The following is a 13356-nucleotide window of genomic DNA, read 5'->3' on the forward strand; positions in this document are numbered from 1 at the left end:
GTAAGTGCACAAACGACTTAATCCCCTCCGTCCCCTTTTTCGTTCAGGCGGCGTCGGCCTGGTTTTCCGGGCGCGCGCGGTCGAAGGCGTCCAGTGCCTGGCAGGCGGCCTCGATGCGGCGCAGGGTCGGGTACGGCCCCAGGTCCAGACCGAAGCGGTGTGCGTTGTACAGCTGCGGCAGCAGGCAGAGGTCAGCCAGCCCGGGGCGGTCGCCGTGGCAGAACGTGCCCGTAGCGCTGCTGTTGGCCAGCAGTGCTTCCATTGCCTGGAAGCCCTCGGCGATCCAGTGCAGGGTCCACTGCGTGCGGGCATCCGCCGGCAGCTCCAGGTCGCGTTCCAGGTACTGCATCACCCGCAGGTTGTTGATCGGATGGATATCGCAGGCCACCAGCTGAGCCAGCGCCCGCACCCGCGCGCGGCCGGCGGCGTCGGCCGGCAGCAGCGGTACCTGCGGGAAGCGCTCTTCCAGGTACTCGACGATCGCCAATGACTGGGTCAGCGTATGCCCGTCGTGCAGCAGGGTGGGCACCAGCTGCTGCGGATTGAGCGCGCGATAGGCGTCCAGATGCTGCTCGCCGCCCTCGCGCACCAGGTGCACCGGGCGCGCTTCCCAGGCCAGGCCCTTCAGCTCCAGGCCGATGCGCACGCGGTAGGCGGCGCTGGATCGCCAGTAGGTGTACAGCACGATACCGTCGTCGACCAGGATCTCCATCGCCGCCTCCATGCTCAGGGCTTGGCCGCCTGTTCGATGCGCTGCTCGATCGCACCGAAGATGCTGTTGCCGGCGGCATCGAGCATCTCGATGCGGACTACGTCGCCGAAGGACATGAACGGCGTGCTCGGCTTGCCGTCACGCAGGGTTTCGACCACGCGCTGCTCGGCGAAGCACGACGCACCCTTGCTGGTGTCTTCGTTGGCGATGGTGCCGGAGCCGACGATGGTGCCAGCACCCAGCGGGCGGGTCTTGGCCGCATGCGCGACCAGCTGGGCGAAGTTGAACTGCATGTCCACGCCGGCTTCCGGTGCGCCGAGCCACTGACCGTTGATGTGGGTCAGCAGCGGCAGGTGCACCTTGCTGTCCTGCCACGCAGCGCCCAGCTCATCGGGGGTGACGAACACCGGCGACAGCGCCGAACGCGGCTTGGACTGCAGGAAGCCGAAGCCCTTGGCCAGCTCGCCCGGGATCAGGTTGCGCAGCGAGACATCGTTGACCAGGCCGACCAGCTGGATGTGGCCCGCCGCCTGTTCCGGCGTGGCGGCCATCGGCACGTCGTCGGTGATGACCACGATCTCGGCTTCCAGGTCGATGCCGTACTCCTCGCTGACCACCTTGACCGCATCACGCGGGCCGTAGAAACCTGCGCTGGTGGCCTGGTACATCAGCGGATCGGTGTAGAAGCTCTCCGGCACCTCGGCGCCACGCGCGCGGCGCACACGCTCGACGTGCGGCAGGTAGGCGCTGCCATCGACGAATTCATAGGCGCGCGGCATCGGCGCGGCCAGTGCCTGCGGGTCGAGGTCGAACACGCCATCGGCGTCGCCGGCGTTGAGCGATTCGTACAAGGCGTTCAGGCGCGGCGCGATATGGCTCCAGTCTTCCAGGGCCTGCTGCAGGGTGGCGGCAATGCCGGTGGCGCGCACGCCGTGGCGCAGGTCACGCGAGACGACGATCAGGGTGCCGTCGCGGCCGCCTTCCTTCAAAGAACCAAGCTTCATGGGTGGGTGTCCGGAGTCGTGGGCAAACAAGTTTCAAGTGTAATCAAATCTGCGGCGACGCCAAGCTGCAGCGCGGCATCGGCCCACCCTACCGTAGTGGGGGGTTCGGCAGGGCTTGCAGCCCTGCACCTGCTCAATGCAACGGCAACGTCAAAAACGGCTCTGGTTTTCTGCTGGTTGGGCGGGGCGGTGTGAGTGGGCAGGACACGCCGTGAACCCATCCATGGGGGCTCGATGGCGCCATCCATGGCGCCAACGGTCCTGCCCACCCACACCGCCCCACCCCCAGACAATTTCCCGATGACGGATCGAACATCCACGTCATTCATCGTCGAAATCCATCAGATATCGAGATAAATCGGATGAGATCTGACAGATCGCGGAAAACTGTCGAAGGCGGGGTGGGTCCGGTGGCAGGGGCGTGAGCCGCATGGATGCGGCGACCGAGCTTACATGGACGTACTTGCAGCGTCCCCTGCCACCGGACCCACCCCGCCTACCCACAGGAATCCGGCCTTTGCCGTTGCTTCGGCCTCTGCGGGTGCAGGGCGCAGCCCTGCAGAGAGAACCCCTTACCTGAACAGGCCTTTTTGCGTGAAGTCTCAAACATCGTTTAGACTTGTGGAGTCTGCAGCGGCCGTCCGTTTCCCTCCGGGATCGCCGGCGACCAGGGTCCGCCCTCTTCGCCCGCCCCCACTCCGACGCCGTTCGTCACGCATTCCAGCCTGCGCTCCGTGCCGGCTGCACCCAATTCTCGCAGCGCGGTTCACGGGAACGCTCCGAGTCAGCCGATCAGTTTGATCTGCCCCCGTCTGTCCGTTCGGACAGGCGTTTCTTGTACTTGGAGCAAACTCAATGTCTTTTGAATCGCTGGGCCTGGCGCCCTTCCTGCTGCGTGCGCTTGCCGAGCAGGGCTACGAAAACCCGACCCCGATCCAGCAGCAGGCGATCCCGCTGGCACTGGCCGGTCGCGACCTGCTGGCCGGTGCACAGACCGGCACCGGCAAGACCGCCGCCTTCGGCCTGCCGCTGCTGCAGCACCTGGGCACCGCCTCGCAGGAAGTGCGCAGCGGCCCGCGCAAGCCGCGTGCGCTGATCCTGGCCCCGACCCGTGAACTGGCCACCCAGGTGCATGACAGCCTGCGCGGCTACAGCAAGTACCTGCGCATCCCCAGCGCCTGCATCTACGGTGGCGTCGGCATGGGCAACCAGCTGGACATCCTGCGCCGTGGCGTGGACCTGCTGGTGGCCTGCCCGGGCCGCCTGATCGATCACCTGGAACGTCGCAGCATCGACCTGTCCGGCATTGAACTGCTGGTCCTGGACGAAGCCGACCGCATGCTCGACATGGGCTTCCTGCCGTCGATCAAGCGCATCCTGGCCAAGCTGCCGAAGCAGAACCGCCAGACCCTGCTGTTCTCGGCCACCTTCGAGGACAACATCCGCCAGCTGGCGCTGGAGTTCATGCGCAACCCGGAACAGATCCAGGTGACGCCGAAGAACACCGTGGCCGAGACCATCACCCACCGCGTGCACCCGGTCGATGGCAGCCGCAAGCGTGACCTGCTGCTGCACCTGCTGGCGCAGGACAGCCGCGAGCAGACCCTGGTCTTCGCCCGCACCAAGCACGGCAGCGACAAGCTGGCCACGTTCCTGGAAAAGTCCGGCATCAAGACCGCGGCGATCCACGGCAACAAGAGCCAGGGCCAGCGCCTGCGTGCACTGGGTGACTTCAAGGCCGGCCGCGTGACCGTGCTGGTGGCCACCGATATCGCCGCGCGCGGCATCGACATCAACGAGCTGCCGAAGGTGATCAACTTCGACCTGCCGATGGTGGCCGAGGACTACGTGCACCGCATCGGTCGTACCGGCCGCAACGGTGCCACCGGCCAGGCGATTTCGCTGGTGGCGCAGGACGAAGTGAAGCTGCTGCGTGCGATCACCCGCCTGCTTGGCCGTGACATGGACATCCGCGACGTGCCGGGCTTCGAGCTGCAGACGCCGATCCGCTGGGGCAACAGTGCACCGGGCAAGGCCGAGCACGATACCGGCGAGCGCGCACCGCGCAAGAGCCACGCACGTCGTCCGCACGGTGATGCGCCGCGCCACGCACATGCCGGCCCGAAGAAGGCCGGTGGCGGCCGTCGCGAGGGCGGTGGCAATGGCCAGCAGCGTGCAGGTGCGGGTGCCGGTCAGGGCCAGCGTCGTGGCGGTGGCGGCAATGGTGGCGGCCGTGGTCGTGGCCAGGGTGGCAACGGCGGCGGTCGCGCCGGCTGATCCCAGCTGACATGGATGGTGCTTCCCGCTGCGCGGGGGCTATCGGGGGACGGCGCTGGCGCGCCGTCCTTTTTTGTTGCGGGCTACCGGGTGATAAAGCACGCGGTGGCAGTACCGAGGGCGAATGGGCATGGGGGCAGCGCAGAACACGCTGTAAATACGTCCATGTAAGCTCGATGGCGCCATCCATGGCGCCAACGGTTCTGCGCTGCCCCCATGCCCATCCGCTTCAAGCATTGCCTGCGCCTTCTTCTCCCGCCGGGTAGCCGGGAGAAGAAAGATCAAATTCAAATTCAAATTCAAATTCAAAGGCAAAAGCCGAAGTCGCAATTCCTGGCTTTGCTTTTGCTTTTGCCCTTGCTCCCGCCTTGGGGTTCGATGCATCCGCGCCCGCAGGAAACTGTCGAGGGGAGGCCGGGCGGGCTGCGCAGGACCGTGAGGCGCATGGATGCGCCGATCGAGCTTACATGGACGTATTTACAGCGTGTCCTGCGCAGCCCGCCCCGCCTCCCTACCCATATATCAACTGAAGCGCGTGCAGCCTCAACCCCGCGCTTTACTCGGATTCACCAGATTCCCGAAGAAGATCGCGTTGATCAGCAGTCGATCCGTCCCGTGCCAGTACTTGCGGTGCGCCGGATCATCGGCAAACAGCACCACGTTGCCCTGCCCCTGCGCCGACACCAGCAGCCACGCGCTGCCTGCCACCCTCGCGCGGTTGCGCTCGGACAGGTAGCCATTCACCCGCGGCGGGGTGTCGATGCGTACCACCGTCGAGAACGGGTTCGTGCTCGGCTGCAGCGTCACCGTGTTCTCCTTGTTGATCGCCAGCTGCCGGCGCGGCACACCGAATGCCAGCGGATGGCTGGTATCGACATCGGCACTGAGGATGTTGCCGCTCACCCGCTCGATCGCGGCAATGTCGCGCTGATCGCCGAACGCGCGGCGGCTTTCGTCAGCAGCGTCTTCTTCCTTGCCGAGCTTTTCGCCGTCGGCCAGCTTCTGTTCGATCGCCCACTTCGAGGCGCTGCCATAGGTCACCAGTGAACCACCGGTCTGCACCCAGCGCTTCAGTGCAGCCACCGCCGTGGCGTCGACGCCGGTATAGGTACCACCGGACAACACGATCGTGGTGTAGCGGTCCAGCGGCACCTTGCCCAGCTGCTGCGGGTCCAGTTTGCTGGCCGGCAGTTGCAGCTGCTGGTCGAGCAGGAACCACGCCGATCCGATTTCGGTGGCGGCCACGCCCTCGCCCATCACCAGTGCCACCGCAGGCTTGCGCAGCGCTTTGACACCGTCACTGCCGAGGTCGATGCCTTCGCGGCTGCGGCCGCTGGACAGCGCGTGCACCTGCACACCTGCCTCGCCCGCGGCCGACGTCACTGCCTCGAGCAGCGCCGCCCCCTGCAGTGACTGCCCGGCAACCGGAATGACCAGGCTGCCGGCGGCGAAGCTGACGTCACCCTGCGCGGTCGCGGTGGTGAACGGCTGGAACGCCGCACGTGCGCTCACGCCCTTGCTCTGCAGCGCGGCCAGCGCACGCCCGGCGTTGTAGTCGCGCCAGTCGATCGCGTACGCGAACCCGGCCTGGCCGCCCAGCACCGCGCCCTGGTCCGCCGGCAGCGCGGCCACGCGTGCGCCGCCTTCGATACGGCTGCGGCTGCCCGCGAAGGCCACGCCGTAGGCCGGTGCGATTGCATAGCTGGTGCTGCCGTAGAACACATCACCCTTGATCGGCGGCGTCTCGGCAAAGATGGAATGCACCAGGCGGAACTGCGCCTGCTGCACCGGTACCACGTAGGCGCTGCCGGCATCGAAGCGCTGCCCATCGACAGTGACGGCACGATCCAGCGCGCGCACCTCGATCCGGTGCAGCAGCAACAGTTCCAACAGGCGACGGGTCAGTGCCGGGTCATGCGCATCACCGAACACGAAGCTCTCTACCGGCTGCTGCGCGGCCTGCTTCAGCGCGCTCTGGAAGAACTGCTTCTGCAGGTCGAACAGGCCGCTGCGCTCGGTCACTGCGCCACGCACCGTGCCCAGCCCGGTGGCGACCTGGTTGCGGATGGTGAACGGGAAGGTCAGCAGGCCATTCACCGATTCCTGCACGCGGCCGCGAGAGCTGGCCTGCTCGACGGTAACGCCGACGGCGCCATGGAAGTCCGGGTAGGTAGAGCCGTACACCGGCGAGAAGTTATCGAAGTTCTCGCCGGTGTAGTACAGCGACCCCAGCGCATCCAGCGCCTGCGCGTGGTACTTGGCCAGGGTCTTGTTGAACTCGTACGACGCCGCCGGAATCAGCGGGCTGTGCATGCTCTTCGGCGAGGGCTCGAAGTAGTAGGTGCTGTCCTTGCCCATTTCGTGGAAGTCGATCTGCACGTTCGGGTACCACTGGTGGAACACCTCCACCTTCGGCCGCGAGTCCTGCTGGGTCAGGGCAAGCCAGTCGCGGTTGAGGTCGGTGAAATAGTGGTTGGTGCGGCCCTGCGGGAACGGCTCGACGTGCTCCTTGTCGGCCGGGTCGGCCGAGGCCGGATCGGAGGCCCACGCGTTGTGCCAGTTGGCGGCACGGTCACGGCCGTCCGGATTCTGCGCTGGATCGAACAGCACCACCGCCTGCTGCAGCCACTGCTGGGTTTCGGCACTGCGGTTGGCCACCAGGTAGTACGCCGTCAGCATCGCCGCCTCGGCACTGGAGGTCTCGTTGCCATGCACGCTGTAGCCCAGCCACACCACCACCGGGCTGTCACCGGCGGCGCTGCGCGGCTGCGCCGGATCGGCCAGGGTCGCGTGCTGCTGGCGGATCTGTTCCAGCCGCGCATGATTGCCTGCAGCGGTGACGGTGGCGATCAACAGCGGGCGGCCTTCATAACTGCGGCCGATCTCGCGCACGCTGATCTTGTCCGAGCGCTTGGCCAGTTCCTGGAAGTACGCCACCAGCTGGTCGTGCCGGGTGTAACGGCTGCCGATCGGGTAGCCGAGGAACTGCTCCGGCGTGGGCACCGCTGCATCGAACGCCGCTGCGTCGGTGACCTGCGGGAAGAAGTACGCGCTCTGTGCCTGCGCCGGATGCGGCGAGGACAGTACGGCTGCGACGGCAAGCAGCAACGGAAGAACGGCACGGCGATGCAAGGACACGGTGACTCCCCTGGAACACAACGGCAGACAGTCGCGCGGCCGGGCCCTTCAGGTGACCGGCCGCGGCGGATGGATCAGAAGCGGTAATCGAAGCCCAGCGTGAAGTAGCGGCCGCGCAGGTCGTACTGGCTGAAGTCGTACGGCGCGCGGATGCCGGGGAACGAGGCGTCATACGGCGGCGTCTTGTCGGCCAGGTTCTGCACCTTGGCGTACACGGTCAGCTTGTCGACGCCGGTGTAGGCCAGGTAGAGGTCGTACTGGCTGTAGCTGCCGACCTGCTGCTGCACGGCCTTGGCGGCGGTGCTCGCTTCCTGGCGATAGCTGCTCGTGTAGTACCAGGTCACCGCCGCGTTGAAGTCGCCGTACTTCCAGTCCAGCGTGGTGGTGGCCTTGTCCTTGGGCAGGGTCGCGCCCAGGTTGCTGCCGGCGTAGTCCACCAGCGGGCCACCGACCACGGTCGGGCGACGGTAGTCACGCACGTGGGTGTAGGCCGAGGACACGGTGAAGTCACCCAGTGCCGCGGTCGGGATGCGCTGGCGCAGCTCGACATCGATGCCCGAGGTCTTCAGCTCGCTCAGGTTCTGGTAGCGGTTGTAGACCGCCTGCAGCTTGCCACGCTCATCGCGCTGCACCGCGCCGGCCACGTTGTCGTTGACCAGGGTCTGGGTGTTGTTGGTGCCGACCAGGTTGTCCAGCTGGATGCGGTAGTAGTCCACGCTCACGTTGGTGTTGGCCCACGGCGACAGCACCACGCCGAAGTTCACGCTCCTGGTACGCTCGGGCTTCAGTTCGTTGTTGCCGACGGTGAAGAAGGTCGGGTTCTGGCGCGAGCCCGGCACGTCCGGATCACGCGGATCGACCACGCTGCCGTAGGCGATGCTGGTGCTGTTGGAGTTCTCCGACAGCGATGGTGCACGGAAGCCCTTCGACGCCGACGCACGCACCAGCAGGAAATCCAGCGGCTGCCAGCGCAGGCCGATCTTCGGCGAGAACGCATCGCCGAAGTCATCGTAGTGATCGGCGCGCGCAGCGGCGGACAGCTCCAGCGTCGAGGCCAGCGGCACGTTTACTTCGGCGTAGGCGGCACTGACCTGGCGCTGGCCATGCACTTCGGCAATGGCCGGGCGCACCTGCAGGCCGGCATCGATCTGCCACGGGTTGTTGGAGTCGAGCTTCTCGCGGCGCCATTCGGCACCGGCAGCAAAGCCGATCTCGCCGGCCCAGGTGTGGCCCAGGCTGCCGGAGATCTTGGCGTCGATCCCCTGTAGCTTGGACTCGGCCGGGCGCAGCGTGGCGATGTTGATGGAATCGCGCACCGACTGCGGCGTGGCCGCCGGGTTCAGCAGGTTGTAGCTGCCGGTGGCCAGCGCATCGGCCAGCGCCCAGCGATTGGCGAAGCCGCCGGACACGCTCTCGCGCTCGCTGCTGCGCGCACCGAATGCAGCCACTTCCCAGTCCCAGTTGGCGGTGGTGCCACGCAGACCGAACACACCGCGATAGGCGGTTGAGCGGTTGGTCTTGATCGTGCCGCCGAGGTCGAAGAAGGTGTATTCGATCGGAATCGCACGGCCATACGGGTTGTACGGATTGTTGGCCGGCAGCAGCGACGACACCGGCTCGGCGAGGCCGCTGTTCGCGTTCAGTGCGAAGCGGCCGCTCTCCAGGGTGAAGAACGGGCTGCTACCGAACCACGCGGCGCTCTTGATCTGGCTGTACAGCACTTCGCCGAAGGCTTCGACGTTGTCGTTCAGGCGGAAAGTACCGTTGGCGTAGGCCTGGTAGCGCTTGGTCGAAGGAATCAGCGTGGTGAACGGTGCCTGGTTGAAACCGCAGGTGTCACCGGCGAGGCCGTCGATCGGTGCGCTGGCAACGCGGGTGGTACCGGTCGGGCAGTTGCCGTTGGCATCGAGCATCGGCACCGACACGCCGTTGACCAGGTAGCGCGCGCCCTTGGCCGACCAGCCGTTCCAGCGGCCACCCGGCGCATCGGTGTAGATGCCGCTCTTGGTCAGGTTGCGCTCGTCCTGGTCCAGGCGCTCGCGGTTGTAGCCCTGCAGGCTGAAGAGGATGTTGTAGCCATCGGTGTCGAGATCACCGAGGCCGCCGACGAACTTCAGGTTCTGCTCGTGCAGGCCACCCTGGTCGGCACCGCCGAAGCTGCCGCCGATCTCGGCGCCTTCGAAGTTCTGCCGGGTGATGATGTTGACCACGCCGGCCACGGCATCGGAGCCGTACACCGCCGAGGCGCCGTCCTTGAGCACTTCAATGCGCTCGACCGCGACCAGCGGCAGCGCGTTGAGGTCGACGAAGGTGTCGGACAGGCCACCGGCCGGGAATCCGTAGTTGGCCAGGCGGCGGCCGTTGAGCAGCACCAGCGTGTTTTTCTGCGACAGGCCACGCAGGCCGATGCCGGCCGAGCCGGAGGCCCAGCCGTTGTTGGTGGTTTCGTTGCTGGCGTTGCCGGTGTTGGCCGAGATCGAGCGCAGCACATCGGCCACGGTGGCCTTGCCGGTCTGTTCCAGCTGCTGGCGGCCGATCACCTGCACCGGGTTGGAGGCCTCGGTATCGGTGCGCTTGATGTTGGAACCGGTGACGCGCACGGCGGCCAGGGTGCTGGCTTCGCCACTGGCGTCGGCGGAGGTTTCGGCGGCGGCGGACAAAGGCGCGGCCAGAGCGACGGCCAGGGCCGCCACGAGCAGGGTGTGCTTGGGCATGACGATGTGGGGAAGGTGGAAAGGGCGACGTAGTTCCGCAGTAGTCCATGCCTGGCCGGGGTCCGGCCAATAACATCTCTTCATACGGATATAAGAGAAACTATCATCTCTTCATCCGGATGGAAAGAGTTACTTCACGAAAGCCCAACATCCGCTCAGGATGGCCGGCCACCTGCGGCGTACAATTGCGCCATGGAAATCTTCAAAGTCTTCATGCTCGAGGCGGCGCACCGCCTCCCCAACGTGCCGCCGGGGCACAAGTGCGCGCGCCTGCACGGCCACTCGTTCCGGGTGGAACTGAAGGTCGAGGGCGAGCCGGGTGCGCAGACCGGCTGGATCATGGACTTCGGCGACGTGAAGGCGGCCTTCCAGCCGATCTACGACCGCCTGGACCATCACTACCTCAATGACATCCCCGGCCTGGAGAACCCGACCAGCGAGAACCTGGCGGTGTGGATCTGGAACGAACTCAAGCCCAGCCTGCCGGCGCTGAGCGAGATCACCGTGCATGAAACCTGCACCTCGGGCTGCCGTTACCGCGGCCCGGCGGCCTGATCAACCCATTGATCTGAAAGGTGTTTCAAAGGCGCCCTGGGCGCCTTTGTTATTTTTGTTGCAATGCGGCATCAAGGGCGTATGCTGCAATGCATCAAGCCACTTCCTGATGCCCATGGCCGCCGCCTTCAGCGATCGCTTCAGTGATGCCACCCGCCAGCTCGCCGCCGCGGCAACGCGCGCGAACCGGTTGGCATTGGAGAACGCGGAAAGCATGTTCGGCGTGCAGCTGAAGGTGATGGAGCGCAACCTGACCGCGACCGGCGGCTGGCTGGGTGAACTGGCCCGCGGTGAAGACGCGGCCGGGACGCTCAACAAGGGCACGCAGCTGTGGCAGGACAACCTGCAACGGCTGGGCCAGGCCCAGCAGGACATGGTCGGCCTCGGCCTGCAGGCCAGCAAGGCCTGGTCCGAACTGGTGCAGGGCTACAACCAATCAACGGCGGACGCGAACAGTCACTGACGCGACGCAACGCTCATTGCATGGGTCCCTCCCCCCATGCAATCCGGACCCGGCAGATCCCTCCCTCTGCCGGGTCTTTTTTTGCCTGGCGTCTGCATTGAAGAGCGCTCCCTCGTCTGGATTCGCCGCGAACTGAAGGGCCCCGCCGGGACAGGCAGGGGCCTGGGCAAATGTCCCCCGGTGCCGGCCGTTGGCCGCCACCTCCTCCTTTACTTTGCCCAGACCCCTGCCCGCCCCGACGAGGCTCGGCTTGCGGTGGGTAAGGCTGCGAACAATCTGCCTTCAATGAGGCGCCGACGAACTCCGAACGCAGGGCGGATGCCCTTGCGTACGAAGTAAAGGGGAGGTGACGGCCAACGGCCGGCGCCGGAGGACATTCGTACGCAAGGGCATCCGCCCTGCGCCACGCAGAACAAACCGCGAAGGAATCTCAACGCCCGCGATTGACGTGCCAGTGCTGGTGCCACGCCTGGAACATCAACACGTTCCACAGGTGGGTGTGCCACTTGCGCTCACCGCGCAGGAACGCCTCCCAGATACCGCGCACGCGCGCCGCATCGAAGCAGCCCTGGTCGCGCAGCAGCTGCGGGTCCAGCAGCGCCTCCGCCCAATCGCGCAGCGGGCCGGCCAACCAGCGCGCCATCGGCGGCCCGAAGCCGCGCTTGGGGCGATACACCAGCGGTTCGGGCAGGTAGCGCGCCAGCAGGTGCTTCAGGATCAGCTTGTGCTCGCCATCGTGGTACTTCAGGTGCTGGGGCAGGCGCCAGGCCAACCGCACCACCTCCATGTCCAGCAGCGGTGCACGCGTTTCCACACCGGCCGCCATGCCCGCACGATCGACCTTGGCGAGGATGCCCTCAGCCAGGTCCATGCGGAAATCCAGCAGCTGGATGCGCGCCTCGGCCGGCAGCGCGGTGTCCTGCTGCTGGAAGATCGTCATCGGCTCGCGCGCGCCCAGCACCACCTGCGCCGGCTGCCGCCAGCGGGTCACACGCTGCAGGTAATGCCCTTCCACGTCGTTGGCGGCAACCTCGGCCACCAGCGCACGCCAGCCACCCAGGCGGCCACGCTCGACGTTCATGCGGTTGCCACTGCGCCGCGCCAGGTCGCGCACCCAGTCCGGCAGGCCACCGCACAGGCGCGCATTGCGCAGTGCGCGGCCATAGCTGGGGTGGCCGAAGAACAGTTCATCGCCACCGTCGCCGGTGAGCGCCACCGGCTTGCGCGCGCCCAGCAGTTCACTGGCCAGCAGGGTCGGCAACTGCGAGGCGTCGGCGAACGGCTCGCACCAGACCTGCGGCAGGCGCTGCAGCAGGTCCAGCCCCTGGCGCGCGTCCATGCGGTGCAGGTGATGCTGCACGCCCAGGTGGCGCGCGACCTGCGAGGCCCAGTCGCTCTCATCATGGCCGGGATCGTCGAAGCCGACCGTCCACGCCTCGATCGGCAGGGTCGACTGCGCCTGCATCATTGCGGTTACCAATGAAGAATCGGTGCCACCGGACAGGAACGCGCCGCAGGCCAGCGGCGAGTGCATCCGTGCGGCAATGGCCTTCTGCAGTACCGCTTCCAGCTGGTCGGTGGCCTGCTCCAGGCTGGGTGCCGGCTGCAGGGGTTCCTGCAGTGCACTCTGCATCGCATCGCGTGCGCACCAGTAGCGTGAGCCGCCCTGTGCGGCCTGGCTGGAACCGCCAGCCGCATGGTCATTCAGATCGATGCGCAGCATCGCGCCTGCCACCAGCTTGTGGATGCCGCGGTAGATGGTGTGTGGTGCCGGCACGTAGTCATGGCGCAGCAGCAGGCTCAGCGCATCCTGGTCGATGCTCGGGGCAAAGCCGGCGAAGGCCTGAAGCGCCTTCATTTCCGAGGCAAACAGGAACTGGCCCTGGTACCAGCCGTAGTACAGCGGCCGCTCGCCGACCGGGTCGCGGGCCAGCCACAACGCACGCGACTCACGGTCCCAGACGCTGAAGCCGAACGCGCCTTCGATACGCGACAGCGCCCGCTCCACGCCCCATTCGACGATCGCCTGCAGCAGCAGCCGCGCATCGCTGCAGCTGCGCGGCAGATCGCGCAGCTGCGACTGCAGGTCGGCCCGGTTGTACAACCGGCCATCCAGGCACAGCACGTAGCGACCACAGTCCGAACTCAGGGGCTGCAACGGCGTATCGGTTGGTGCCCGGCAATGGCCCAGCGCCAGGCCGGCCTCGGCGTCGGTCCAGTAGCCGATGCGGCCCCGGCCCCGCTGCTGCAGGGCGCGCAGCATCGGCGCCAGCTGCTGCAGCAGGTGCTCGTCCGCGGCGGGCGGCAGCCAGGCCCCGACCACGCCGCTCATCGGGCACCTCCGCAGCGGCAGCGGCGGGACGGGTTCAGCAGACAGAGGGCGGCGGGCGACATGGGAACGGCACGCGGAGCGGAGGAGACTCCATGCTCGGCGCCCCACCTGCCCCGCGTCAGTCGCTTTGCTGTCAGCGATGGTCACCAGACGTATCACGA

Annotated in this window: 8 protein-coding genes; 3 read left to right on the forward strand and 5 right to left on the reverse strand. The window is 66.7% G+C overall.

What is annotated here, in order from left to right:
• Positions 1 to 43: 43 nt before the first annotated feature.
• Entirely contained in the window at positions 44 to 712 is a 669-nt protein-coding gene (gene maiA / locus AC5P57_RS20335; RefSeq protein ID WP_262235269.1) for a maleylacetoacetate isomerase, read from the reverse strand.
• A 14-nt stretch (positions 713 to 726) separates the two neighbouring features.
• Entirely contained in the window at positions 727 to 1716 is a 990-nt protein-coding gene (locus tag AC5P57_RS20340) for a fumarylacetoacetate hydrolase family protein (RefSeq protein WP_262235268.1), read from the reverse strand.
• 855 nt (positions 1717 to 2571) lie between these two features.
• On the opposite strand from AC5P57_RS20340, the gene AC5P57_RS20345 reads away from it, so the two are divergent.
• Entirely contained in the window at positions 2572 to 3993 is a 1422-nt protein-coding gene (locus AC5P57_RS20345) for a DEAD/DEAH box helicase (RefSeq protein ID WP_099552598.1), read from the forward strand.
• A 543-nt stretch (positions 3994 to 4536) separates the two neighbouring features.
• Here AC5P57_RS20345 and AC5P57_RS20350 read toward each other — a convergent pair.
• Together AC5P57_RS20350 and AC5P57_RS20355 are read right to left on the reverse strand one after the other, a co-directional pair.
• A complete protein-coding gene (locus AC5P57_RS20350; protein WP_262235267.1) occupies positions 4537 to 7131 on the reverse strand; it encodes a M14 family zinc carboxypeptidase in 2595 nt (864 codons plus the stop codon).
• A 74-nt stretch (positions 7132 to 7205) separates the two neighbouring features.
• A complete protein-coding gene (locus AC5P57_RS20355; RefSeq protein WP_142807185.1) occupies positions 7206 to 9845 on the reverse strand; it encodes a TonB-dependent receptor plug domain-containing protein in 2640 nt (879 codons plus the stop codon).
• A 192-nt stretch (positions 9846 to 10037) separates the two neighbouring features.
• Here AC5P57_RS20355 and queD point away from each other — a divergent pair, with 192 nt between their 5' ends.
• Both queD and AC5P57_RS20365 read left to right on the forward strand, forming a co-directional pair.
• Entirely contained in the window at positions 10038 to 10400 is a 363-nt protein-coding gene (gene queD / locus AC5P57_RS20360; protein WP_049444904.1) for a 6-carboxytetrahydropterin synthase QueD, read from the forward strand.
• 115 nt (positions 10401 to 10515) lie between these two features.
• On the forward strand, positions 10516 to 10863 hold the full coding sequence (locus tag AC5P57_RS20365) for a phasin family protein (protein WP_099552595.1): 348 nt from the start codon (positions 10516 to 10518) through the stop codon (positions 10861 to 10863).
• A gap of 430 nt (positions 10864 to 11293) precedes the next feature.
• Here the strand turns inward: AC5P57_RS20365 and asnB are convergent, their stop codons facing one another.
• Complete coding sequence (asnB, locus tag AC5P57_RS20370; protein ID WP_262235266.1) at positions 11294 to 13195, reverse strand: asparagine synthase (glutamine-hydrolyzing); 1902 nt, start codon at positions 13193 to 13195, stop codon at positions 11294 to 11296.
• Positions 13196 to 13356: the final 161 nt, after the last annotated feature.

It is taken from the genome of Stenotrophomonas sp. YJH_SMC_79, from assembly GCF_059367995.1.